We start from the raw sequence: 22,204 nt of genomic DNA, 5'->3' as shown, positions 1-22,204 counted from the left end.
ATCCCAAGCGTTTTTTATAATGCGATGTTCAGGAATCGAAGTCGGCTTCCAAGCGCCTTTCGAGCGCAACAAGATCATCAGGTAGCGGCATGCCCATGGCCCTCAACTCGTTGAGGTGCTCGCGCAGTGTCTCGTGAATCTCATGGGCATCCGTCGGTCGCTTCACCATCTCTTCGATCAGAAGCGCGATCCGGGCTTTGATATCTTCGAACGCCATGATGGTTCCTTTCACATGCACTGCTGGCGCCATAATAGCAGATTAATCGTGGCCGGAATATTGTGTATCGGAGACCTTTTCCATCCATTCGACGGTTTTGCCATCCAGCGCTTCCTGCATGGCGATATGCACCATGAAGTTATCGGGACCAGCGCCGTGCCAGTGTTTTTCACCCGGCGGAATCCACACCGTATCGCCGGTCTTGATCTCGCATATCGGTCCGCCCCAGACTTGGGCTAGACCCGATCCGGATGTCACGTGCAGTGTCTGGCCGAGAGGATGGGTGTGCCATGCGGTTCGTGCACCAGGTTCGAAGCGAACCGTGACTGCCTGCAACCGCGCTGGTGCTTCCGCCTCGATAATCGGGTCCATCCAGACGGTGCCGGAGAACCAGTCGGATGAAGCGCGGCGCGACGGGACTGATCCGGATGGTTTGATGTCCATTGCTATTCTCCCGCTCTCTCGGCCGTATCGGCCATATGGTGGTTTTCGTTCCCCTCCGGTATCGGAACCGCGGCCGTGGAAGCCACGACGGAATCGAGAAAGCCGGGGAAGCGTTTTTCCAGGTCTGCGCGGCGCAATATCAGTAGTCGCCTCGTGCCTTCAGGCCGAATGTGGATAACGCCCGCCTCGCGCAATTTAGCCACATGGTAGCTCAGTGCGGTCTTTGAAGCGAGTTGGAGAAACTGACCGCAAGTCATGGCGCGTTCGCCATTGCGGGCGAGAGTGGCAATGATTGCCAGGCGCGTTTCATCGCCGAGCGCAGTCAGAACAGCCGGAAGCGCGATGTCCTCAGTGGACGGATGCGGGAGGTAATCTGTCATCGGCATGTAATAGCAATTGGCAGGAGAGATTTCAATGTTCAATATTTGTTGAACTTTATTCTTGACACGAAAAGGCAGGAGGTTCATTAGTTCAAAGATCATTGAACATTAAGGTAACTCCCATGGATATTCGTCTCGTCGGATTGGCGCTTGGTACATTCGCAATCGGCATTGAGGGATTCGTCGTCGCGAGTCTCCTGCCGCAGATCGCGGATGATACCGGAGTCACCCTTGTTCAAGCCGGTTATCTTGTCGTTACCTATGCCTTTGCCTATGCGATCGGTGCCCCGATCGTTGCTGCGCTGACCGGATCCCTCGACCGGCGCAACATTCTCGCAGGCAGTGCTTTGGTATTCGTTGCCGGGGCTCTTCTCGCCGCCGTTTCTCCGACTTATCTGCTGCTCATGGTTGCCCGCCTGTTGATCGCGGTCGTGGCCGGACTTTATGCGGCTACGGCTCAGGCAACGGCCGTTGCCATTTCCGAACCGCACCACCGCGCCCGCGCCATCGCTGCAATTGTCGGCGGTACGACGCTGGCCGTGGCTTTCGGCGCGCCGCTCGGCGCATTCATCAGCGCTTTTGCCGGATGGCGCGGTATGTATCTCTTCATCGCCTTGATCGGCGCGGTGGCTACTTTGGTTGTCTGGTTTCTTCTGCCGCGCGGACTCTATGCGGATCGGTTGACCCTCGCACAGCGTCTTGGCGTCATCCGTCATCCGGGCCTGTTGCCGGCGCTCTTTACCATGCTGCTTTATATGACCGGCGCATTCGCGGTTTACACTTATATCGCTGCGGTTGCCGTTGAGGGCGCGGGTCTCAGCCGATCGATGATGCCAATTGTCTTGCTTGCTTTCGGCATTGGCGCGGCGATCGGCAATGTCCTCGGCGGACAACTTGCCGATAGGCTTGGGGCGACAAAAACCGTCATTGCCGCATCGGTGCTGAACGCCATCGTGCTGATGGCTGTGAGCTGGATCATGCAACTGCCTGACAATATCGCCGGACCGGCTCTCATTGCAGTCATGGTGATCTGGGGCGTCATCGCCTGGATGTTCCCGCCAGCACAGGCGAGCCGCGTCTTGGCCATTGCACCGGAAAGCGCACCGCTGGCCCTGTCGCTCAACTACTCGGCACTGTATCTCGGCGTAGCACTGGGTTCGATGATCGGCGGGTTGATCATTGCCAATGTCGGCCTTGAATATCTCGGCTGGATCGGCGGCATATTCCCGCTCATGGGTCTTGTGGTTATGCGGCTGGCAGGTTCGCCCGGTAAGCGGCAACTGTCTATAGCCTGAGACAACTCTGGCACCGTGTGGCTCGGCCGGTCGTTCTATTCGCCTTTGATAGCCTTGTGGCCGGTGGTCTCCAGTATCGAAATACGGAAATAGACCGGCTCCAGGGGCCGTTCCTGCTCTCGAATGACAGTCTTCACATAAGCAGGTTGCCACCATTCGGCGCTTTTATTCAAAAGCGTATGCGCCGTGTTTCTGCCGTCGATGTGATCGGGTTCTTTTGTCAGTTCCTCGAACAGGCCTGTTACAATGACACTCTGCCAGTTGTTCGTCGCGGAGATTTCATCAAACTCGACGCACACACGCGGGTTTGCGCGCATATAGTCGACCTTGCGCCCAGCCGTCGTGAACGAATAGAGAAACACTGCGTGGTATGCGAAAGTCAGCGGTACGACATATGGCTGATCATCTTTTGCACACGCAAGCCTGCCGATCGTCGCTCTTTCGAGCAATTCCCGGATCTCGTGCTGCGTCATCTCTTTGATTATCATTGGCCCACCGTCTCGGGGTCAGAATTTCAGCATCTGGGTCGACCGTCAAGATTCTTCTTTCAGATCAAAAGTGCTGCGCTCTTTGCTGCTCCACATGTCCGCAGCCTCGAGATTATCCTCGGTAGCAATTCGCTCGTGTTTTTCTTCGTCATCGCGAATACGGTACTGCAAAGAACCGCCCGCGGCGGGGAGCGTCGCCATGATCCGGAAGGTAGCGGCGGATTTGACCTTGTTGCCGCCCCAGCCCTTCATACGAACTTTCTGGCCGATAGCAAATCGGTGGTTTGGTGTATCGGGTGTCTTGTAACGTCGATGCATGTTCATCGAGATTCTCCTGGTGAATTTGGTTTGGTGAAGCAAGGTGTAGTCTCGGGCGAGACAGGTCACCGATCCTCAGTTTGTCGTGTACGAACTCAACGTCGGGGAGGGAATTGATGGGGCCGAATTATTCGGCATCCCGAGGAGCCAAATCTGGCTAAATTCGATCCGGACTGAGTAATAGAAATTACGCTTCGATTGCGTCGCAAATGAGCGTGAAGGAAAAATTAAATATTATAAATAGATGACTGCTCAATCAGTATTTATGATAGACTGATATTCTGGCAAAAAACCTTACGAGTCAAACTTAATCGCAATATAAGCGGGTCAACACGCCAGAATAATATTCGAAATAGCAGTGATTGGTATTGATGATGGCATTGAATTTTCCTAATCGCAGTCGCAGTTACGATCCGGCAGGCAAGCGCGTGCGCTTCATTGGCTATGACGGGCTGTTCCAGGTGCCGTTCCTTGTCGATATCGACGCATTTGCCAAAGTATCGTCGACGCCGGAAGCTGCCGAGGATGAATATCTCGCGGCGTTTGACGCGGCGCGCGCTTCGATTCAGGGTGTGGCGATGAAAGCCTATGCCCACGGACGCAAGACCATGTATGTGCTGACCGCAACGGACTTTCGTTAGAGACTCTAATTTCTGGAAGGAAAGTGTGGACCGGATGGGACAAGCGCTCGTCTGCCGTTTCGTTGGCCAGGATTGGAAACCGGAAAAACGTTCCTGTCCGCCTTGCCATCGCGTCCGGTTGACACGGTCATCACACTTTCCATGAAGTCAACGGCCCGGCTGGAATATGGTTCCGAGCCTTTGCGAGCGATGGCTCAAGCCAGCTTTTTGGCCTCGCGAAATGAGATAAGCTTGCGGCGATTTTCATCCCACAGAACGAGTTTGACGCAGCGCAAGCTTTCCATGATGGTGATGCGTCCCACATCGCGAAGTTCCGGATAGTCCTTCAGCACTTCAGGCAGACGGTAGCACGGGACCTTCGAAGAAAGATGATGCACATGATGAATGCCGATATTGCCGGTCATCCACCGCAATACGCCTGGCAGCACGTAATGCGAAGAGCCATGCAGTGCGGCCTCTGCGAATTGCCACTCGGGACCAGACGACCAGTGCGTTTCTTCAAATTGGTGTTGCACGTAGAACAGCCAGATACCGGCAGCGCCAGCCAGGGTGACGATCGGTAGATGGATGAGGAGGAACGGGCCGACGCCAACCAGCCACATCAGAAATATCGCCAGAACCGCTATGCCAAGATTGGTGGCCATCGTCGAAATCCACGGTTCCATGCCGGAACGCATCATGCCGAAGGGTAGTCGCTGTTTGAAGATGAAAAGCCAGACGGGCCCAATGCCGAACATCACGACCGGATGGCGATATAGCCTGTAGCCCAGCCGGCCCCAACGCGACAGGGCACGATATTCGGCAACGGTGAGCGTGGTGATGTCACCGTCGCCGCGCTCGTCGAGATTGCCAGCCGAAGCGTGATGCAAAGCGTGGGTGCGGCGCCAGTAATCATAAGGGGTCAGCGTTAGAACGCCGATCACCCTGCCGGTCCAGTCATCCGTATGACGATGCGCAAAAAAAGAGCCGTGGCCGCAATCATGCTGGATCATGAAGAGCCGAAGCAGGAAGCCAGATGCCGGAATAATCAATACAAGGCCCCACCAGAAGCCATAATGCACTGCCGCCCAGGTCAGTGCCCAGAGACAAGCGAACGGGATAACAGTAACAGCAAGTTCGAAAGTGCTGCGTCCTCTATGTGGTTTACGGTAGTTGGAGAGGATCTTGGGCCAAGGACGTTCGCCCGAGCCAATTGCAGGTAAAATTTTAGCGGAAGTGGTTTTCATCGGCTATCATACCCTTGGCGTGCCAGCGCACGCAAGATGTTTCGACAAGAAACATTTGGTGAGTTCACAGCTTCTGATTTCTGTTTGGTTGTATCTGTCACTTCCACCGATACGACGCCGTTATCGGATCATGACTTGCTGAAACACGCATTAAAGGCGAGGCCCGGCGAAGCGCCCCTTGTGGCAAAGGCCGAACGCCGAGCCTCTGTACCCAGGGGAGGGCAGGAATAAGCGTGGTCCTCGACGACCAATCCGTCAAATCACATTCGAGTGCGCCAGTCGGGCAGACCGGCACGGTTGTAGGAACAAGATGAAAATGACACGGATCTCGTGGTAGTCGTGGCAACACGAACAGCATTCTCAGGGATCCCCAAGTGGAAAATATGGAGACGACGATCGACCGCTCTAACCCCAACCGAATTATCGAGGTTCTGGCCGCATTCCTGAAACTTGGTCTCACGTCGTTTGGCGGGCCTATCGCGCATCTTGGATACTTCCGCGAGGAATTCGTCGTCCGGCGCAAGTGGGTGAAAGATGAGGCCTTTGCCGATATTGTGGCCCTTTGCCAGTTTTTGCCCGGACCAGCGTCGAGCCAGGTAGGATTCGTCCTCGGCGTCTCGCGCGGCGGCGGCTTGCTCGGTGGAATCGCTGCCTGGACGGCATTTACACTCCCATCCGCGATCTTGCTTCTGGCATTTGCATTCGGAGCCGCAAATTTTTCGGGCCCGATGGGACAAGGCATCATCCACGGGCTGAAACTCGTCGCAGTCGCAGTCGTGGCGCAGGCACTATGGGGGATGGCCCGGACTCTCACGCCCGACCGGACGCGTATCGGTATCGCCTTGGCGGCAGTTGCCGGGGCTGTGTTCCTTGATACCGCAGTCGGTCAATTAGGCGCCATCGCGGGCGGGGCAGTTCTGGGCACCCTGTTTTGCAGGGACACGAACGCACCGCCTGGTCACCATCTCGACTTTCAGGTTCGCCGCCGAAGCGCAGCTGCTGCTCTTGCTTTGTTTGCAATTCTTTTCCTGGTTCCTCCGTTCATGCATGGCATGGGCAACCACGCCCTGCGTCTGTTCGAAGCATTCTACCGTTCTGGCGCGTTGGTATTCGGTGGTGGTCACGTTGTTCTGCCGCTTCTGGAAACAGCAGTCGTCGGTCCCGGCTGGGTAAGTCACGAAGCCTTTCTCGCAGGCTACGGTGCCGCGCAGGCAGTGCCGGGTCCGCTTTTCACATTTGCCGCCTATCTTGGTGCAGTGGCAGTCCCGGAGCCGAATGGTGTTACCGGCGCAACTATTGCTCTCATAGCGCTGTCTCTTCCAGGGCTGCTTCTGGTCTACGGCACATTGCCGTTCTGGGATGGCCTTCGTCGCCGTCCCACAGCCCAGGCCGCAATGAAGGGCACGAACGCAGCGGTTGTCGGTATCCTCGCCGCAGCATTCTACAGTCCGGTATGGACCAGCGCCGTCCTGATGCCGCTGGATTTCTTCCTCGCACTTGCCGGGTTCCTGCTGCTGATCGTCTGGAAGACGCCGCCATGGGCTGTGGTCCTTGCGCTCGCCGCAGTCGGAGCAATTTCTGCAATCTGATGTCTACTCTGTTCTGTTTGCATCGAGCCGAGAAAAATGCAGCATATCCCTTCCTTGGCGCGGCGGCAGGCCAAAGGCCGGACACTTTCCTCCGGATGAGAACTCCTTGTCGTCAGGCTTTCGGTAGAAAGGGTCTGATACGGCACTCATGACGCGCGCGCAGCAAGTTGGCGTACTTATCGGCTTAGCGATTGTAGCGGCGCTCACGATCCTGCGGGCAAGCGACCCGCAATTGCTGAAGCAGGCTCGCGAGCTCACGTTCGACGAATATCAGCGAATAACGCCGCGAACGTTCGAAAGCCTGCCCGTCAAGGTGGTCGACATAGATGAAGCCTCGCTACTGGAGTTCGGTCAGTGGCCATGGCCGCGAGATCGGCTCGCAACCTTGGTGGACAGGCTCTCCGAGATGGGAGCATCGGCAATCGCGTTTGATGTTCTTTTCGCTGAGCCGGACCGCTTATCGCCGCGCACCGTTGTCCGCGACGTTGCCGGAGTTGATCCTTCGCTGCTTGGTCAACTGCCTGATAATGATGAGATTTTCGCTCGAGCGATTGACGGGAAACCCGTCGTCCTGGGCTTTGGTCTGTCCAACGAAGGGAGCTATCGCCCGCAGGTGAAGGCCGGCTTTGCCTTTACAGGTGAAAGTCCCGCCGGCGCGCCCCCGCGCCTCACGGCCGCGACACCGTTGCGACCGGAATTTGAAGCGAATGCCGCCGGCATTGGGCACATCAGCCTCAATCCGGGTGACCCATCAGCGGTCGTTCGCGCGGTTCCGCTTTTCCTGAGTGATGGCGAGCAGCTTTATCCCAACCTTGCACTTGAAGCGCTACGTGTAGCCCAGGGCGCTTCCACCTATGTGCTGGCAGGCGCCACTAGTGTGCCGAACACCATAACCTTCGTCAAAATCGGAGACTTCGTGGTTCCGGTGACTGCGGCAGGTGAACTCTGGCTCTATGTCAGCCCCGACACTGCGGAAAGGTATATTTCCGCCAGGCAAGTGCTGGCGGCTGGAGGTGCCCCTCCGGAGATAAGGGCTGCCATTGAAGGCAGTATCGTGTTTGTCGGGACATCGGCTGCTGGGCTGCAAGACATTCGCACGACTGCTCTTGGACAAAACGTACCCGGTGTTTCGCTGCACGCGCAAACCGTTGAGCAGATACTGTCTGGCCGCTTTCTCTCACGTCCAGACTGGGCCAACGGCCTTGAGATCCTGTCCATCGCAGTGATGGGCAGCCTCCTTGTGATACTGACAACCTTCGTTAGCCCGGCTGTCGCTTTGGTCTGCGGTCTTCTGATCACCGTTATGGCCCTTGTTGCTTCCTGGCTCGCCTTCTTCTATGCAGGGCTTCTCTTTGATCCTCTGGCTCCAATAGTCTCCGGATCAATCACACATTTTGCGGCAACGTCGTTCCGCTTTCTGGTGATCGACCGGGAGCGCCGCGAGGTTCGGAAGGCCTTTGGCCACTATCTTTCGCCATCTCTTCTGTATCGGATCGAGCATACGCAAAATGCTTTGCGCCTGGGCGGAGATGATCGCGAGTTAACCGTTATGTTCGTAGATGTGCGCAACTTCACCGAAATCAGCGAACGGCTGACCCCAACCGAAGTCGTATTGTTCTTGAACACACTGCTTGACGCGCTTAGCCGCCACGTCATCGCAAATGAAGGCACCCTCGACAAGTTCATCGGAGACTCGATAATGGCCTTCTGGAACGCCCCTGTCGATGTCGCCAACCATGCCAACAAGGCTGTTCATGCCGCCTTGGCCATGCGCGAGACGCTTGCCCGACTCAATGAAGATGACGCATTTGGCTTCGGAAACGAGCAAAGGGTCGGCATTGGGATCGGGATCCACACCGGGCTGGCGTGCGTCGGGAACATGGGTGCCGAGACCCGCTTCAATTATTCGGCTGTTGGCGATGCCGTCAACATCGCTGCTCGCATCGAGTCTTCCTGCAAGGAGATCAGTTTCGACATTCTCGTGTCAGACACCACTGCAAAATTGTTGCCGGGCTACGCCTTGCTTGAGGCGGGTGCGCTTGCCCTGAAGGGGAAAAGTATGCGAACCAGACTCTTCGCAGTTGTTGGCGATGAGCGCCTCGGCGGGTCTGCCAAGTTTGCGCAACTGCAGTCTATCCACGCCCAGCTTGTCGAGGCCTTGCGTTTGCGGTCAGCAAGCCGCCGCAGGATCATGCGTACTGCAAAACTCCTGGCCGCAGGGCTAACAACTGGTTTGCCTGAATTCTATCGCCGGATTTCCCGCAGGTCCGATCATTTCATCGATGAACCTACCGGAAAAGACGGGGGGTCGGCTGAGTAACCACATTAGCAATGGAGGTCAGTCCTCATATTACCGAAGTGGCGAGCCACGGTTAGTTATTGTCATAGCCTCTGCCGGAACGATCACCATCCCGATTATCGTTGCCCTTTCCGTGCCTATCTTTGCCGTGCCGATCGCGGTCTTTATCGTGGTCATCATCATCATGGTCTTTACCATGGTGCTTGTCATGATGATGCGGCTTGTCCGCCTTATCGGGTATATCTGGCTTGTCAGGCTCGTCAGGCTGCTGCTCGTGTTTGGACGGTGCAGCGTGTGTATCGGGCGTGTTCGGCCTGTCCGGAGCGGCACTTGGCGGATCGGGAGCGGCGGGCGGATCAGGAGCCGGAGGATTGTTAGGGGCGGGACTGGGGGCTCGGCCCGGAGGAAGCGAGCCGTCATCGTTAGACTGCGCTGCCGCCATTGAAAGGCCACAGCCAGTACCGGTAATTCCCAAGCCGCCTGCAAGTTTCTGACTGCCTGACAGGAACGGCAGGGCTTTGGGGCTGCCCAGCGTCTTGAATATATTACGATCGACGCGGCGGGTATCCGTCATCTGACCATTGCGCTTGGCAACGACACAGTCGCAGCGGCGCTTGAGTTCTTGACAGCCGCCAGGACCGCAGAACCGCGCCGCGCCATTCAAAAGAACGACGGCTGTCGTACCGTCAGGGCCCACATAGAAGTCGAACGCGGTTCCACGCACGCCGATCGTGCCGGCGGGCGTCAAGATTTGATAGGCCGAAGATTTCGAATTGCCGCTGATCCAGCGAAACGTTCCCTTCGCGGCTTTGATGGTAAGCTTCTTGACTGAGTCCGTGTCGTCATAAACGAACTTGTCGATGACCACCGACGAGCCCCATCCCACTGACAGCTTGGTACCGTCACGGAACAGGAATTGACCAAGGCCGGACTGGGAGGTCTTGATTCGTTCGTCACGGTGGACCGGCGCATCCACTACCAGCGGACCGCCTGCACCGGTAACTTCTGTCTTGATCAGGACCGCCTCGCCGACAGGCTCCGCGGCCATTGCTGGCAGCGGGCCAAAAAGCATCACACTGAGCGCCGCAATTGCGGCCCCACGCAAATTCGGCATCGGACCCCCATCTGAAGTCGACGATAGTAGCATGGGATCGGGACAGGCGTCCCTCATCCCTATTGGTTAGGAAGTTCGGGTGTCGGGACCTACCGCGATCACGGCTGCAGAACGTGGCGACCAGAGCGAGGAGAAGCCCTCCAAGCTGCGTCACGTGCAACGGCATGTTGAAGCTGGCAACCTGGCAAGAACTGCTGCAGGCATTGCAGACATATCTGAGCCTGCAGCCCCTCTTTAGTTCGGAAGTGGCGCACCCGACAGGATTCGAACCTGTGACCTCTGCCTTCGGAGGGCAGCACTCTATCCAGCTGAGCTACGGGTGCATTGAAGATGCGGTGACCTGCATGCGCGAAGCGTTTCTAACCGATGCAGCCCGCGGCTTCAATGGCGAATTTTGCTTGAGCGCAAGTAAGGTGTGCGGATGCTGGAACCGCGGGGCGCACAGGTTCGTAACTGCGCCCCTGGTGTATTCCGGCTTGCTGTCCTCTGACATTGCTACCTCGACACAAATACGAATCTACCTGATTGACGGTGAATAGCGCATTTCGAGTGCAGTGCTTTCAACCACTCAGCCACCTCTCAGCGCTAGGGATCAGTCTATTTGCGGGCGGTGTCCTAGCCAGCACAGATAAGTCACATGAGACCACCCAAGCGACACACGGAGTGTGGCGGTGTTGTGCCGGTAAACACGAAACTCATTCTCTCATAACCTTATCCAGCATGTGGCTGCAGTAGCCACAGAGACCCTGGTGTTCAGCGTAGATAATCTCATTTAATGGAATCGAAGTTCCGCAACGCGCGCAGTCTTGATCGCCATATTCGTGGCCACAAACTGCACACGCATTTTCAAAGTCTACATAGGTATCGTTGCCGCACTCGGTGCAGGGATGTAATAGACCGTCTTCTCCTGTTTCCTTGGCTCGGATGTAAGCCTCATATACGAACAGGATTGTCGCAGCGTTTGGGGAAGTGGTTTCCAAGCTGAATGCCCTTGAAGGGTTGCCTGATTTGTCGGCAGTCGTGGACGATTTGTTTCCAGAAGATCAACCCAATGCGTCGGCTGTGCGCCAACTGGCACTGCAAGCACTACCGGAAGTCGATCCCGGAGATAGAGACGCCCTGGTCACTGCAATAGCTGCGGGATTACTTCGCCGATTAGCATCGCGCGATGAAAACGCAGCCAAGAAATTAGGTCGCCTTGGAATGCCGCATCAGCTTCATTGACAACGTATCCTGGTGCTTCCGTCTGTAGGCGCGCCCAAGCAGACTCATAAGCTTGTCTCAATTTCTTGACTTGTTTCTTCCCTCCGTGAGCATTCATCAAATCACTGATGAGTGGCTGAAGCTCAAAATCGTTCAGCGGCCTTGGAGTTCTACCAGTCGCATCGAGAACGTGATTCCGCATCAACACTCTCAACGCTAGACTATGCAGGGTGACGGCTTTTAATTGTTCGCTGCCTGGAACGTCCATGCCAACAAGTTCTCGGTGAAGGTCCTCAGCAGCTATTCTGGTAAACGTGACCGGAAGAATTTTTGTCGGATCGCATTTCTGCTCCAACAGACGAGCAACACGCCGTTTCATAGCAAAAGATTTCCCAGTCCCTGGACCCGCAACTACGCGAATCCTCAGGCTGGTGGATGACACAATACTGTATGTCGGCGTGCCTTCGAGAATGCCGTCAGCCCATCCCATTACGATTCCCCCAAATAGACCGTATTTATGGATCCCTCTGATGCATATAGCGAGGTCAGCACGGGTTTCAATTGATTTAGTATTGCTTAGTAAATTACCTCCAATGGTGATGGTGAGGACAACTTGAAATACTCCCTCGATTGATGGTTTAATAAGAAAAAATGGCGCCGGGGGGCGTGAGTGATGCGTATATGCGTTGGGGTCCGCCGACTTTTGTCGGTTCTTTTGTTTTTCTTGTCCTTCACGGCTGTTGGTTTTGCAGCGGAACGATCGTTCGGGCCGTTTTCAATCAGTGACAGTCGTCCCGATGTTATCGCTTTGAACGGCGAAATTGGTGTTGGAGCGGCGCTTGATTTTCGCCGTGTGCTGCAAGCGGCGCCGAATGCCAAACTTTTCGTTCTGAACAGCCCAGGCGGGACAGTGGAGATGGCACTGCTCATCGCCGATGATGTGCATCAGCGCAACCTCGCCACGTTCATTCCCAAGGGCTCCGGCTGCTATTCCGCCTGTGCCTACATCTTCCTCGCCGGGAATGAGCGTCAGGTTGATGGCGAACTTGGCGTTCACCAGATCTCAAATGACAGTGGCAACCTTGTCAGCGCGCAATATTCGATTTCCGACATTCTTGACGTCTTAAACCGCTTCAACACGCCAACTGAAGTGCTCACCGTGATGTTTCGAACGCCGCCGAAGGAGATGCATGTCTTTTCGCAAGAGGAGGTTGCGCGCTTTCACATCAATCGGAAGCCAGGAACGCAGGCACCAGCTGACGCGGTTAAAACAGCCGAACACGAATTCGAACCCGATGGGGTTGCAACGAGCCCGACAACGCCGGTGGTTTTGTCGCCTGCCAGTATTCCGGCGCAAGCAACGCCGGAAGGCTTGAGCGGGCAAGCCGAGGCGAAGTTGTCGGCGATCGAACAATATGCCAAGCGTCCAACGCGCATGGCGGTCTACACTGGCCTTGATCTGTTTGGTGATGACATCTCGTCGGTGCGCACCAGCGATGCGGCGCAGTGCGCGAGGAGCTGTCTTTCGCTGAACGGTCAATGCAAGGCATTTACCTTCAACGCCAATCCACGTGTGGCGCGTGGCCCGAACTGTTTCCTCAAAGCCAGCGAAGGCACCGCCGACGGCAATGCGGTCGCGGTCTCCGGTAAGTTTCTCAGCAGCGCCGATCCGACCCGCAACAGTTTTCCATGGGCACGATCGACCCGAAATTGGCACTGTTCAAGGACGTGGATTTGCCCGGCGGCGATCTCTCTAGGCGGCCAGCGCAAAAGGGTGGCACGGCGCAACAGTGTCGTTTGGCATGTATTGCCGACAACCGCTGCATCGCCTTCACCTTCATCCAGCGCAAGAGCGAGTGTTGGCTGAAGGGCACGGTGGGGACGCCGATCTACGGCCAGGGCATGGTGACGGGGGTGAAGAAGATGCAAACGTTCGCGCCGACCTCGATCATCAGCTTGGAATAGCGCGTTCAAAGCGCGGTCGGACCCGAGGCTGACGGACTTTGTGGTGACGCACGTCGGGTTGCGTTGGCCGTCGTGAAATATCAGTTCCATAATGGGGTGTTATGCAACGCGAAACTGTAGCCGCAAAGTTAAAATGTCCTGTTTCTGCAAAGTAGAAACGTCGCTGTGTCACCTTCTCGCTTGTTGCAACGAGATTTGGGGTGCGGATTTTGGGATTGATTTTAATGAGCGAACGCGAACTGCATCGTATCGAGGTTTTGTCAGAGGTTATTGAGCGGCGTCGGACGATTGCGTCAGCGGCAATTGTGCTGTCGCTGAGTGTACGTCAGGTGCAACGGATCATGCGGACATTTTGTCTTGAAGGTGCGACGGCACTTCGGCACCGCAGCCGCGGCCGGCGGTCGAACAACCGTATCAACGACGGCGTGCGTGAGCTCGCGCTGCAGCTGGTCCGGGAGCGCTATGCGGACTTTGGTCCGACGCTGGCCGCCGAGAAGCTTGGTGAGCATGGATTTTCGGTTTCGCGCGAGACGCTGCGCCAGTGGATGGCGGATGATGGCTTATGGCTGTCGCGCAAGCAGCGCCGGACGTTTCGCCAGCCGCGGCTACGGCGCGAATATTACGGTGAGCTGATCCAGATTGACGGCAGCGATCATCGCTGGTTTGAGGATCGCGGCGATGCGTGCACGCTGCTTGTGTTCATCGACGATGCAACCGGGAAGCTGATGCAGCTTTTGTTTGTCCGCTCGGAGAGCGCCTTCAGCTATTTTGCGGCGCTGGAGCTTTACCTGAAGACCCATGGCCGTCCGGTTGCATTCTACTCCGACAAGCACTCGGTGTTCCGGGTTACCAAGCAGGACGCCAAGGGCGGCCAGGGCATGACCCAGTTCGGCCGGGCGCTCTCGGAACTCAGCATTGAGATACTTTGCGCCAATTCGAGCCAGGCGAAAGGCCGGGTCGAACGGGTCAATCGCACCTTGCAGGACCGTCTGGTCAAGGAACTGCGGCTGGCAGGCATCGGCGATATGACTGCCGGCAACGCGTTTCTGCACGGCTTCACGGAGCGGTTCAATGCGCGATTTGCGGTTTCTCCGATCAAGCCGAACAATCTGCACCGGCCGCTCAATGTCGTTCCGGACAGAATGCGCGACATTCTGTGCAAGCGGGAACAGCGTTACGTCGGGGAGCAGCTGGCGTTTTCCTATGAGCGCAAGCGCATCATGCTGGAGGAGAACGAGATCAGTCGGGGTCTGGTCGGCAAATATATCGACACTTACGCCTTTGCCGACGGCCGTCTCGAGATGCGCTGGAAAGGCATAACCCTGCCCTACAGGATGTTCGACAAGGATCAGCGTGTCACCCATGCAGCGGTGACCGAGAACAAACGGCTGGGCGATGTGCTGTCGTTTATCAAGGCTCAGCAGGATCCATTGCCGGCACCGAAGGTGAAGACCAACAGCGAGGGCATTGCTTATCAAAAACGCGGCCGCAAACCACCCGGACAAAAGGGCCGGGTTGATCAGATGATTGAGCGCCGAGCCTGTGAACAGGTGGCAAGTGCTCCCTCTATTGTCGCCGGTCCGGGCTGCGATATTGAGGTCTCCGCCCTGCCCGGCAACACGCCTCGGCGCATGTCAGGATGACATTTCTACTTTGCAGAACATGCGACATTTCTACTTGGTTGCAACAGAAACTCATGTCGCGAGGTTGGCAGCGCGACCTGGGTGAAAGACCTCCAGCGCACAGCGTGGCGCAACTATCCAGCGTTGAATTTGAAGTCACGTGCTTTTGCCCAATTGTCGTGCTCGCCACAAAATGGCAGTCGAGGTCGGATCAACGAGCTCGATATGATAGCCCCGTCTATGAGACGGAGAGGAGCACGGCGATCACACTGCCGATCCAACCTTGTGCAGCAGAACCACAGCGATAAAGTGCTCGTGACGCTGCGGATTTGCAGCGAGACGAGTCGCGAACCGGCCGAAGAGGTCATCGACCAGCTCCGCACGATTACGCACCGGATCGATAGAGTTCATGATCGTCGGACCTGAAAACGCCCTCATCATACCCGTCCAGCCCAGGGCAAGGTTGGCCGCATCCCCTGTCCGCTCGAAGTCGCCCCAATGGACGTCCGGCCCTTCGAGGATTTCAGCGTGCTCGATCTCCAGCCCGGCAAAGTGTCCGTCTTCGGAGAAAGGCGCTTGAATGTCGGCCATTCGACGCGGGGCCGTCGGCACGGTGATTCTCAGGATTTCATGGTCGGAAAACAGTCCGTCGCGCCTCATATCGCAAACGGCCTCCCACAATTCTCCCATTAGCCACTCAAACCCCATCCTGTCCGGCTGCCTGGCGGGGAACAGGGATAGCAGTCGACCGCCCGGACGCAGTTCCCTTGATCGAAGCTCTAAAAAATGCCGCCAGTCGCGAGCCTGTTGCTCGCTAACTGCAGCACGAATTTCCGGCACCCTGCTCCGCACCGCGAACACATGGTCCGGCGCATCGACCGGATTCCGGCTCATCCACTGGATCGTCCAAGAGTTCCAGCCGAGATGAACGCGTCCCGGCGGCGTCAAAGGCTCGAAATAGGTGCGGCCGATGGCAGACGGAAAGATTCCGGATGTTCCAACCATATAGCTGCCAGGATCTTCGTTCAATGTCGTGAAAAGGGACGCAAAGTCGTTGGAGGGCAGGTCGGTGTGGATGACTTCCACCATTCGCTCGTCACCCGCCCGGACCCGGAGCACTCGGATCGCCGTTGCGATGGGCTCCATTGAATTGAGGCCCTGCGACGAGCCGTAGTCGACTATGACCAGCGTCTCTTTTCCCAAGTCCACGGATTGGGCGGCCTTTTCCCAGAGCGCCAGGGCGGTGGCGTTTCCAGCTGCCTGCATGGAGGAGTTACGGTTATAAAAGCCATGTCCCTCCATGGCAGCGATCGCAGAGCTGACTGCTTCGGGCATGTTGCACCCCCCAACCCAACGGATAGCGTCACATGGGTTATGCGCAATTATATACGCGCCTCTGCACATAGCCACAGATTCGGTTATAGATCGCTACCGCTTGCCCGTTAACTGAGGACTCATGTCTAAAGTCGGTTTAAAAGCCAAGATAATCTGTTTCTTGAGTTCGTTGTAACTGGTCATTGCGCTCCCCCCAAATCTTTGGTTAACGAACGGTTAACGGGGCCCTAACTTCGACTCGAGGTCTTTGATTTTGGCCTCTAGTTCATCGACTGTGTTGCACACTGTCATGGTATCCTCGATTGCCAGCCCGCCACATTATCAGCCAGACAACAAACGCCAAGCCCATGCAAGGAGAGAGGCATATTATTGATAAAACTGGGTATTCCCCACGAAATCGCCCCCTACCATTAGTGTGAAAGCAATATCACCTGCCATGAATTTTTGGCCTCAGAAGCCGATTATCGGCATTTTCAAACGGTCGTTTACTGACAACTTCCGACATTGAACACGCGTGGATTTACAAGATCGAACCGGCTAGAAATCGCATGACGATTCGAACCATGGAATTCAAGCATGAACAACGCCTACGCTGCTCTCGATAGCCTACTTGACCCTTCCATTGAGGATATCATCAGAATTGTTGCCGAGTGCAATCAGCTATCGAGCGCCGACCTCATCGACAGGTCTCGCAAACCGCACATAGTAGAGGCTCGCGATGACGCAATCGCCGAGGCGTATGTGAGGCTGCGCGGAACGTCCTTGACCGATATTGGAATAGCATTTGGCAGCAGGAACTATGCAGCAATCAAGAAATCACTGATGCGGCGTGATCTTGAAGTGCCGGTGTCAGGCATCATTGATCGGGAGGCTGTAGCTACTGACGGCAGGGGAGGGATGTCCATCGAGGACATAGCGCATAAACATCACTGCTCACGCTGGAGCGTCCGGAAAATCCTCTATGAGGCCAAGGTTCCAGTTAAGAAAACCCTGGCCTCAGAAGCGACTTAGAATTTCAGCTTCGCGGAGACGGACAGAGCCGACACGAAGTCGTCGCCAAAGTCATAGGCGGCGTCGACGCCACAAGGCTGATTGCCCTCGCAAGCTGTTGGACCGTAGCTACCCGAGGACAACATGCCCACCGCAGCGCCGGCCTGGAGTTGCCAAGATTTGTTCGGCTGGTATTGAACGCCGGCTGAAAGCAGGTAGGTGTCGGTCTGCGTGGTCAAGCCAGTCGATGTGCCCCGATCCCAACTGATTTGAGCAGCGCCACTCCATTTTGGAGTGAACTGATGTCCAATGCCAGCCATAACATACCAACCGTCCTGGAACATCAGATCGAGAGATGTGAGGCGGAATGGAGAGCTAGGGCCGCATGAGCCTAACGACTTTGTAACCGTGGGGCAGAAGGGGATAACACCGAGGACACTCCAGTCGGTCCACTTGACCGTGCCAAAGGCGAGCCAGTCTGGAGCGATGCCTGTCTGCCATTTGAACTCAAGCTGCTGTGGCAGGGTTGCTGTGCCATATACGTCTGTGACTGCTCCTAAAAAGGGATTTCTGGCAGACGCAAGCGCTCTCGGGATCTCGGTCAAGTCCACGGTGCCGTTGACCTCGCCGAGGTCAACCTCTGCATTGTAGATAAGGCTGAAGCGCATTTCGTATTCAGGAATCTCATAGGCAACACCAGCGCGCCAGCCCCAACCATCGCCTTTAATGTCGAGTGTTCCGGTGCCATCATAGCCGGGAAACAGTCCGCTTAGTGGAATGTTGCTGTTGACCATCCTGGTCTTAAAGCCCTCGATCTCCTGATACGAGACGCCGGCTATGCCTCGAATGAAGCCCGGACCTACCTGCCATTTGTAGGAACAGGTCAAACCATAATCGTGGCTGGTAATCTCGGTTTCGATGTTGCTGGCGTTACCTTGCCAGGCATAGCCTGGATCGGTGTGAACGCCCCACGGCTCTTGATAGCTCGCCAAACAATCGAACTCTGGCGTGATGCCGACCTTGCCGCTCCAGCGAGGTATATTGTATGAAGGGGTCTCGTCTACGCTCGTCCTTCCGAAGCCTGGCCCATTGCTAGGATCGGTATCGCGCGCATTCTTGATTCTCCGCTCCGGCATGACGTGAGTGACGCCTGCATCAGTCGCAACTGTCCCCTTAGTAAATAGAAGATCCCAACTGTATCCACCGCGCTCAAGGCCGCTAGCCTGTGCGACAGACGATATACTGGTCATCAGCAGCGCGCCGCCGATGATTGATGTAATTGTTCTAGGCATTAATCCTCCCCACTCAAATCGGCCTACCCACACAGGCCACTGAAATTCTTACCAATACGGAAAATCAACGAAGCCGCCAGATCGTGCAACAGGTTTGCTTGAGCGGCGTTAACAGGAGCTCAATAAGAGAAACCGAAAAACTGCAAATTCGGCCACATTGCGACCGCCCAATACGATGTTTTGGGCGTGCAGAGCGCTCAAAAGGAGCTAAAACCGTCAGATTCAAGCCCAAACGGACTGTTGTTGCTCAAATGCAACTCGAATGGAAAATGACTAAAAAACGGCAATCCAGCGGCCAAATTTAGGACTAAGTGCCCTAATCCTTTCGAATTACGAATCACCGGACTCTATTGCGGTGTTTCCTCGGGCTCGCGTTCAGGATCGAACAGAAGGTGAGGGAACATGCTGAAGACCGAGCCGCAATCGAGGTCGCGCAAATGACTGTCCTCGGCGTTCACCCCGGTTACCCGAGAGGTTTCCTCATCATCTGACACGACCATTGAAGATCGTCCGTCTAGACGTTTTGAATGTCGGAGTGTGTTAAAAACGACATCATATTGCCCGTATTATTGCGAGATTACCAACTTTACGAGGCGGAGAAAGAAATGTCGTTTCCTAAGAAGGGTAAGTTCTTTCCATTTGGTATTGAGAATGATGGCAATGTTATCGATGAACTAAGCTATCCAATGGTGATCTCGCTCGCGTTGAAACGGTCGATTGGCGACTCGCACAGCGCCATCAAGACCGCAGCAAAATGGACTGGCGCCAATGAGCGAACCGTCAAAAACTGGTTCAAAGGCAAGTATGGTCCAAGCGGCGAACATTTGATGTCTTTGGCCAATCATTGCGATGAGGTTATGGAGGCAATGATGTTACTGGCCGGCCGGAAAAGCCTCTCGGTGAGCGTGAAACTCCAAGACCTAGAAACACGGCTCGAGCTGGCTCTTCAGATCGTTCGTAGCGTTGCGAGTGAGGAAACGCAGCGCGAACGACTTACCAAGCGCACTAAACTGCATACTGTCGCATCGGCATAGCTTCGAGCAGACGAGACAATTCTTTAACACCAGGGCATTCTGCGCCCTGTCCACGGTCGCGCGTGTCGCCGTTGAATAAGTATCGTTCCAACATCCCGGCCGCCAGTAGATACGAGAGCAAGCGTGCGACCGTATTGGTCCGTCATCCTGCCCGTATGCGGATCGCCGCGGTTGATGATGAGTGGCCGACCATCAATAAGCTCCTTCAGAAAGGCTTTCGCTTCAAGCCCCCGTTTCAGCTCTGAATCGCACTCGGCCTGGGTAATTTCGGGAGTATCGATGTTGGCGATCCGGATCCTTTCGCCGTTGTAGTGAATGGTATCGCCGTCGACAACGTAGAGCGATGGTCCGGCCAGGAACTGGTTGGTGGGTGATGGAGGTCGGTCAACCCGGGAACGCATATCAAAATGCGAGCCAAGATCTAGAACTCCTAAGAGCACGATTGCGTTCACACCAAGCGAAGCCAATATAAACGTTCTGCGCTGCTGCCAACGTCTTCGTGGCTGTTCCCCTTTCAATTTGTCCAGCCAAGTCGGGTCGTCTGTCTGCCAAGGCGACGGCTTTCTCGTCTGGTTGTTGACGACCAACTTGGGGCGGTCCCGCATGCTTCTCCCTCCGTTGCAACCAAGGATAGAAGGCGAACCATAAGAACAGCTTGAGAAATCAATTAAACTTTGTGGCCATGGACGATCTGAGCTCAACCTGGGATAAAGATCTCGCCTGGCCCAGCCAGCGCCCCTATGAACACCCATTAACATGCAATAGGAGGCGGCATGGCGTCACGCCCGCAGCAGGTCCTCCACGCGATCCACGACGAGGAGCGGCGCTAGCTTTTTGCGTCGTGCCAATTCGTAATAGCCCGGGCATTGGCATCAGGCTTCGTTTGCGGGAAGATCACTCCGGAAAGGGTCGAGCTACATGAACCTGCGCTTCGTCGAAACATTTCTCTGGATCGTCCGCCTCGGCAGTTTTAGTGCCGCCGCGGAGAAATTGAACACAACTCAGGCTTCGATTTCCAACCGCATCGCTACACTCGAGCGCGAGCTTGGTGTTCAGTTGTTTGATCGCGATATGCGCACTGTAAAACTAACACCGGTCGGGCAGCAGGCAGTATCCAAAGCGGAAGAAATTGTGAAGGCCGTTGGCGAATTTCGCGAAGCGATTGCCGATCCGACCAGCTTAAAAGGGTCAGTCAGCATCGGCACGATCGACTCCATCGTCCACTCGTTTCTGCCCCGCCTCGTCGAGCGTGTCCAAGAGCGCTATCCGGGGATCACCATTGATCTCAACGTCGACACCAGCCTCAACATGGCGCGGGAAATCATTGAACGGAAAATCGACCTAGCGTTGATCATGGGCCCAGCGCTGGATCATGGATTGGTCAACATCGATCTTGGGACGTATGGTTGCGTGTGGGTGGCAAGCCCGAAATACGGCTTGGCGGGCAAAAAACTGACACTTGCGGACCTTGCAAGCTACCCATTGCTGGCCTTTTCAAAAGGAAGCGTTCCTCATCATGGGCTGTTGCAGCAGTTTCGCGAAGCTGGGCTTGAGGCGCCGGCGATCTCGAATTCCAACTCGCTTGCCACCATCATGCGCCTTGCCAAAGATGGTCTTGGCGTCGCGCCTCTGCCGCGTGTCATCCTGGGTGAATATGTTGACGCAGGTGCATTGGAGATTCTTGACGTTACACCGGCATTTCATCCGCTTACCTTCCATGCGGTCTATGCCGATCACCCGGACAGTCTTCTGCCGTCGATCATTGCCCAGATGGCAGCTGAAGTATCGCTCTGCATGGCGGACGCTTAAGCGCATACAGGCGCGACACAAGCGGCAAGCGACGAACGCATAAGAAAATTCTATAGGACTGCTCAATTATTTCGAGTTTGTCTCACCACAATATTTTGCGCACGATCCATTCATTGAAAATGGAGGAATGAGCGTGAAAGTCAGTCTAGTGCAAATGAACTCGCAAGACAGTAAGGCTGCAAATCTTGAAACAGCCGCACGTTTGATCAACGAAGCCGTTGAGAATGAGGCACCTGATCTCATCGTGTTGCCCGAATATTACGCTTTCCTTGGTGAAGGCCGGGACAATATCTATGCCAATGGTGAGACGTTTCCGGATGGCGACGGCTACCGACTGATGTCGGGCCTGGCAGCAAAGCACAGTGTGACGATTCATGCTGGCAGCATCGTCGAACAGGATGGCAACAAATATTACAACACGACGATCGTCTTTGGCCCTGACGGTAAGGAACTGGCAAAATACCGCAAGATTCACTTGTTCGATGTGGATACGCCAGGCGGCACGGTCTACCGTGAGTCAGATACGATCAGCCGCGGCGAAGAGGTCGTCACCTACCAAGTGGGCGACACAAAGGTCGGTTGCGCCATTTGCTATGATGTGCGCTTTCCTGAACTGTTCCGCAAACTGCGCGATGAGGGCGCCGAAGTCATCGTTCTTCCCGCAGCCTTCACGCTGATGACCGGCAAGGACCATTGGGAGGTGCTTGCCCGTGCCCGCGCAATCGAAACGCAGACCTATTTCCTGGCGGTTGGGCAGACACTCTCCCATGCCGCGGGGCGCAAATGGTGCTGGGGCCACTCCATGGTCATCGACCCGTGGGGCCATGTCGTGGCGCAATGCTCAGATGGTGTTGGAACAACCAGTTCCAAACTGGACCTCGGCCACGTCACAAAGGTGCGCGGCGATGTTCCCGTTGCTCGCCACCACGTTCTTTGAGAGGTC

General features: G+C 55.8%; 22 protein-coding genes, 1 tRNA gene and 1 pseudogene. 11 read left to right on the top strand and 13 right to left on the bottom strand.

Annotated elements, in window-relative coordinates; translation table 11 throughout:
• Positions 1-28: 28 nt before the first annotated feature.
• The 3 genes from ACSQ3H_RS00875 to ACSQ3H_RS00865 are packed head-to-tail and all read right to left on the bottom strand — an operon-like array spanning position 29 to position 1,041.
• Positions 29-217 carry a hypothetical protein gene (locus ACSQ3H_RS00875; protein WP_436115287.1) on the bottom strand — a complete coding sequence of 63 codons (189 nt, stop codon included), beginning with the start codon at positions 215-217 and terminating at the stop codon, positions 29-31.
• A gap of 42 nt (positions 218-259) precedes the next feature.
• Positions 260-661, bottom strand: a complete 402-nt coding sequence (locus ACSQ3H_RS00870) for a (R)-mandelonitrile lyase (RefSeq protein ID WP_436115286.1) — start codon at positions 659-661, stop codon at positions 260-262.
• Positions 662-663: 2 nt separating this feature from the next.
• Positions 664-1,041 (bottom strand): ArsR/SmtB family transcription factor, encoded by a 378-nt coding sequence (locus ACSQ3H_RS00865; protein ID WP_436115285.1) that lies wholly within the window; start codon positions 1,039-1,041, stop codon positions 664-666.
• A gap of 122 nt (positions 1,042-1,163) precedes the next feature.
• Between ACSQ3H_RS00865 and ACSQ3H_RS00860 the strand changes: the two genes are divergently transcribed.
• The gene (locus ACSQ3H_RS00860; RefSeq protein WP_436115284.1) at positions 1,164-2,336 is read left to right on the top strand and encodes an MFS transporter; all 1,173 of its coding nucleotides are present in this window, start codon (positions 1,164-1,166) and stop codon (positions 2,334-2,336) included.
• A gap of 35 nt (positions 2,337-2,371) precedes the next feature.
• Here ACSQ3H_RS00860 and ACSQ3H_RS00855 read toward each other — a convergent pair whose 3' ends face one another.
• On the bottom strand, positions 2,372-2,824 hold the full coding sequence (locus ACSQ3H_RS00855; protein ID WP_436115283.1) for a pyridoxamine 5'-phosphate oxidase family protein: 453 nt from the start codon (positions 2,822-2,824) through the stop codon (positions 2,372-2,374).
• Positions 2,825-2,869: 45 nt separating this feature from the next.
• Positions 2,870-3,148: a hypothetical protein gene (locus tag ACSQ3H_RS00850; protein ID WP_436115282.1), complete on the bottom strand. Its 279-nt coding sequence runs from the start codon at positions 3,146-3,148 to the stop codon at positions 2,870-2,872.
• A 368-nt stretch (positions 3,149-3,516) separates the two neighbouring features.
• On the opposite strand from ACSQ3H_RS00850, the gene ACSQ3H_RS00845 reads away from it, so the two are divergent.
• The gene (locus tag ACSQ3H_RS00845) at positions 3,517-3,783 is read left to right on the top strand and encodes a DUF1488 domain-containing protein (protein WP_436119305.1); all 267 of its coding nucleotides are present in this window, start codon (positions 3,517-3,519) and stop codon (positions 3,781-3,783) included.
• Positions 3,784-3,977: 194 nt separating this feature from the next.
• Here ACSQ3H_RS00845 and ACSQ3H_RS00840 read toward each other — a convergent pair whose 3' ends face one another.
• Positions 3,978-5,009 (bottom strand): fatty acid desaturase, encoded by a 1,032-nt coding sequence (locus ACSQ3H_RS00840; protein WP_436115281.1) that lies wholly within the window; start codon positions 5,007-5,009, stop codon positions 3,978-3,980.
• Positions 5,010-5,392: 383 nt separating this feature from the next.
• Between ACSQ3H_RS00840 and chrA the strand changes: the two genes are divergently transcribed.
• Together chrA and ACSQ3H_RS00830 are read left to right on the top strand one after the other, a co-directional pair.
• Positions 5,393-6,598, top strand: coding sequence for a chromate efflux transporter (gene chrA, locus ACSQ3H_RS00835; protein WP_436119304.1), 1,206 nt, complete (start codon positions 5,393-5,395; stop codon positions 6,596-6,598).
• Positions 6,599-6,746: 148 nt separating this feature from the next.
• Positions 6,747-8,918, top strand: a complete 2,172-nt coding sequence (locus tag ACSQ3H_RS00830) for a CHASE2 domain-containing protein (RefSeq protein WP_436115280.1) — start codon at positions 6,747-6,749, stop codon at positions 8,916-8,918.
• Between the two features lie 52 nt (positions 8,919-8,970).
• On the opposite strand, the gene ACSQ3H_RS00825 is transcribed toward ACSQ3H_RS00830, so the two are convergent.
• The 3 genes from ACSQ3H_RS00825 to ACSQ3H_RS00815 all read right to left on the bottom strand — a co-directional run bounded on the left by ACSQ3H_RS00825 (position 8,971) and on the right by ACSQ3H_RS00815 (position 11,704).
• Positions 8,971-10,011 (bottom strand): FecR family protein, encoded by a 1,041-nt coding sequence (locus ACSQ3H_RS00825; RefSeq protein ID WP_436115279.1) that lies wholly within the window; start codon positions 10,009-10,011, stop codon positions 8,971-8,973.
• Positions 10,012-10,257: 246 nt separating this feature from the next.
• A tRNA-Arg gene (locus ACSQ3H_RS00820) sits at positions 10,258-10,334 on the bottom strand.
• 800 nt (positions 10,335-11,134) lie between these two features.
• Positions 11,135-11,704 carry a UvrD-helicase domain-containing protein gene (locus ACSQ3H_RS00815; protein ID WP_436115278.1) on the bottom strand — a complete coding sequence of 190 codons (570 nt, stop codon included), beginning with the start codon at positions 11,702-11,704 and terminating at the stop codon, positions 11,135-11,137.
• Between the two features lie 183 nt (positions 11,705-11,887).
• On the opposite strand from ACSQ3H_RS00815, the gene ACSQ3H_RS00810 reads away from it, so the two are divergent.
• The 3 genes and pseudogenes from ACSQ3H_RS00810 to ACSQ3H_RS00800 all read left to right on the top strand — a co-directional run bounded on the left by ACSQ3H_RS00810 (position 11,888) and on the right by ACSQ3H_RS00800 (position 14,822).
• Positions 11,888-13,081, top strand: a complete 1,194-nt coding sequence (locus tag ACSQ3H_RS00810) for a PAN domain-containing protein (RefSeq protein ID WP_436119303.1) — start codon at positions 11,888-11,890, stop codon at positions 13,079-13,081.
• A pseudogene (locus tag ACSQ3H_RS00805) lies at positions 13,003-13,179 on the top strand (PAN domain-containing protein); the annotation flags it as partial. The gene ACSQ3H_RS00810 and the pseudogene ACSQ3H_RS00805, both read left to right, overlap by 79 nt.
• Before the next feature lie 209 nt (positions 13,180-13,388).
• Positions 13,389-14,822, top strand: coding sequence for an ISNCY family transposase (locus ACSQ3H_RS00800; RefSeq protein WP_436115277.1), 1,434 nt, complete (start codon positions 13,389-13,391; stop codon positions 14,820-14,822).
• Between the two features lie 243 nt (positions 14,823-15,065).
• Here the strand turns inward: ACSQ3H_RS00800 and ACSQ3H_RS00795 are convergent, their stop codons facing one another.
• Entirely contained in the window at positions 15,066-16,136 is a 1,071-nt protein-coding gene (locus ACSQ3H_RS00795; RefSeq protein WP_436115276.1) for an SAM-dependent methyltransferase, read from the bottom strand.
• A 576-nt stretch (positions 16,137-16,712) separates the two neighbouring features.
• Between ACSQ3H_RS00795 and ACSQ3H_RS00790 the strand changes: the two genes are divergently transcribed.
• Entirely contained in the window at positions 16,713-17,147 is a 435-nt protein-coding gene (locus ACSQ3H_RS00790) for a helix-turn-helix domain-containing protein (protein WP_436115275.1), read from the top strand.
• Here the strand turns inward: ACSQ3H_RS00790 and ACSQ3H_RS00785 are convergent.
• Both ACSQ3H_RS00785 and ACSQ3H_RS00780 read right to left on the bottom strand, forming a co-directional pair.
• On the bottom strand, positions 17,144-18,418 hold the full coding sequence (locus ACSQ3H_RS00785; RefSeq protein WP_436115274.1) for an OmpP1/FadL family transporter: 1,275 nt from the start codon (positions 18,416-18,418) through the stop codon (positions 17,144-17,146). The genes ACSQ3H_RS00790 and ACSQ3H_RS00785 overlap by 4 nt on opposite strands.
• Positions 18,419-18,765: 347 nt before the next feature.
• Positions 18,766-18,918: a hypothetical protein gene (locus ACSQ3H_RS00780; RefSeq protein WP_436115273.1), complete on the bottom strand. Its 153-nt coding sequence runs from the start codon at positions 18,916-18,918 to the stop codon at positions 18,766-18,768.
• 27 nt (positions 18,919-18,945) lie between these two features.
• On the opposite strand from ACSQ3H_RS00780, the gene ACSQ3H_RS00775 reads away from it, so the two are divergent.
• Positions 18,946-19,452 carry a hypothetical protein gene (locus tag ACSQ3H_RS00775; RefSeq protein WP_436115272.1) on the top strand — a complete coding sequence of 169 codons (507 nt, stop codon included), beginning with the start codon at positions 18,946-18,948 and terminating at the stop codon, positions 19,450-19,452.
• A gap of 23 nt (positions 19,453-19,475) precedes the next feature.
• On the opposite strand, the gene ACSQ3H_RS00770 is transcribed toward ACSQ3H_RS00775, so the two are convergent.
• On the bottom strand, positions 19,476-20,039 hold the full coding sequence (locus ACSQ3H_RS00770) for a thermonuclease family protein (protein ID WP_436115271.1): 564 nt from the start codon (positions 20,037-20,039) through the stop codon (positions 19,476-19,478).
• Positions 20,040-20,370: 331 nt separating this feature from the next.
• On the opposite strand from ACSQ3H_RS00770, the gene ACSQ3H_RS00765 reads away from it, so the two are divergent.
• Positions 20,371-21,261 (top strand): LysR family transcriptional regulator, encoded by an 891-nt coding sequence (locus tag ACSQ3H_RS00765; protein WP_436115270.1) that lies wholly within the window; start codon positions 20,371-20,373, stop codon positions 21,259-21,261.
• Positions 21,262-21,394: 133 nt separating this feature from the next.
• Entirely contained in the window at positions 21,395-22,198 is an 804-nt protein-coding gene (locus ACSQ3H_RS00760; protein WP_436115269.1) for a carbon-nitrogen hydrolase family protein, read from the top strand.
• Positions 22,199-22,204: the final 6 nt, after the last annotated feature.

It is taken from the genome of Phyllobacterium sp. LjRoot231 (assembly GCF_964253365.1).
GTDB lineage: Bacteria > Pseudomonadota > Alphaproteobacteria > Rhizobiales > Rhizobiaceae > Phyllobacterium.
The sequence above is the reverse complement of the archived record's forward strand: the minus strand, read 5'-3'. Positions and strand labels throughout refer to the sequence as shown.

What these genes read in the sequence shown, in the direction of transcription:
- ACSQ3H_RS00875 (WP_436115287.1), bottom strand. Translation starts at nt 217, where the DNA reads ATGGCGTTCGAAGATATCAAAGCCCGGATCGCGCTTCTGATCGAAGAG.
- ACSQ3H_RS00870 (WP_436115286.1), bottom strand. Translation starts at nt 661, where the DNA reads ATGGACATCAAACCATCCGGATCAGTCCCGTCGCGCCGCGCTTCATCC.
- ACSQ3H_RS00865 (WP_436115285.1), bottom strand. Translation starts at nt 1,041, where the DNA reads ATGACAGATTACCTCCCGCATCCGTCCACTGAGGACATCGCGCTTCCG.
- ACSQ3H_RS00860 (WP_436115284.1), top strand. Translation starts at nt 1,164, where the DNA reads ATGGATATTCGTCTCGTCGGATTGGCGCTTGGTACATTCGCAATCGGC.
- ACSQ3H_RS00855 (WP_436115283.1), bottom strand. Translation starts at nt 2,824, where the DNA reads ATGATAATCAAAGAGATGACGCAGCACGAGATCCGGGAATTGCTCGAA.
- ACSQ3H_RS00850 (WP_436115282.1), bottom strand. Translation starts at nt 3,148, where the DNA reads ATGAACATGCATCGACGTTACAAGACACCCGATACACCAAACCACCGA.
- ACSQ3H_RS00845 (WP_436119305.1), top strand. Translation starts at nt 3,517, where the DNA reads ATGGCATTGAATTTTCCTAATCGCAGTCGCAGTTACGATCCGGCAGGC.
- ACSQ3H_RS00840 (WP_436115281.1), bottom strand. Translation starts at nt 5,009, where the DNA reads ATGAAAACCACTTCCGCTAAAATTTTACCTGCAATTGGCTCGGGCGAA.
- chrA (WP_436119304.1), top strand. Translation starts at nt 5,393, where the DNA reads ATGGAGACGACGATCGACCGCTCTAACCCCAACCGAATTATCGAGGTT.
- ACSQ3H_RS00830 (WP_436115280.1), top strand. Translation starts at nt 6,747, where the DNA reads ATGACGCGCGCGCAGCAAGTTGGCGTACTTATCGGCTTAGCGATTGTA.
- ACSQ3H_RS00825 (WP_436115279.1), bottom strand. Translation starts at nt 10,011, where the DNA reads ATGCCGAATTTGCGTGGGGCCGCAATTGCGGCGCTCAGTGTGATGCTT.
- ACSQ3H_RS00815 (WP_436115278.1), bottom strand. Translation starts at nt 11,704, where the DNA reads ATGGGATGGGCTGACGGCATTCTCGAAGGCACGCCGACATACAGTATT.
- ACSQ3H_RS00810 (WP_436119303.1), top strand. Translation starts at nt 11,888, where the DNA reads ATGCGTATATGCGTTGGGGTCCGCCGACTTTTGTCGGTTCTTTTGTTT.
- ACSQ3H_RS00795 (WP_436115276.1), bottom strand. Translation starts at nt 16,136, where the DNA reads ATGCCCGAAGCAGTCAGCTCTGCGATCGCTGCCATGGAGGGACATGGC.
- ACSQ3H_RS00790 (WP_436115275.1), top strand. Translation starts at nt 16,713, where the DNA reads ATGAACAACGCCTACGCTGCTCTCGATAGCCTACTTGACCCTTCCATT.
- ACSQ3H_RS00785 (WP_436115274.1), bottom strand. Translation starts at nt 18,418, where the DNA reads ATGCCTAGAACAATTACATCAATCATCGGCGGCGCGCTGCTGATGACC.
- ACSQ3H_RS00780 (WP_436115273.1), bottom strand. Translation starts at nt 18,918, where the DNA reads ATGGTCGTGTCAGATGATGAGGAAACCTCTCGGGTAACCGGGGTGAAC.
- ACSQ3H_RS00775 (WP_436115272.1), top strand. Translation starts at nt 18,946, where the DNA reads ATGTCGGAGTGTGTTAAAAACGACATCATATTGCCCGTATTATTGCGA.
- ACSQ3H_RS00765 (WP_436115270.1), top strand. Translation starts at nt 20,371, where the DNA reads ATGAACCTGCGCTTCGTCGAAACATTTCTCTGGATCGTCCGCCTCGGC.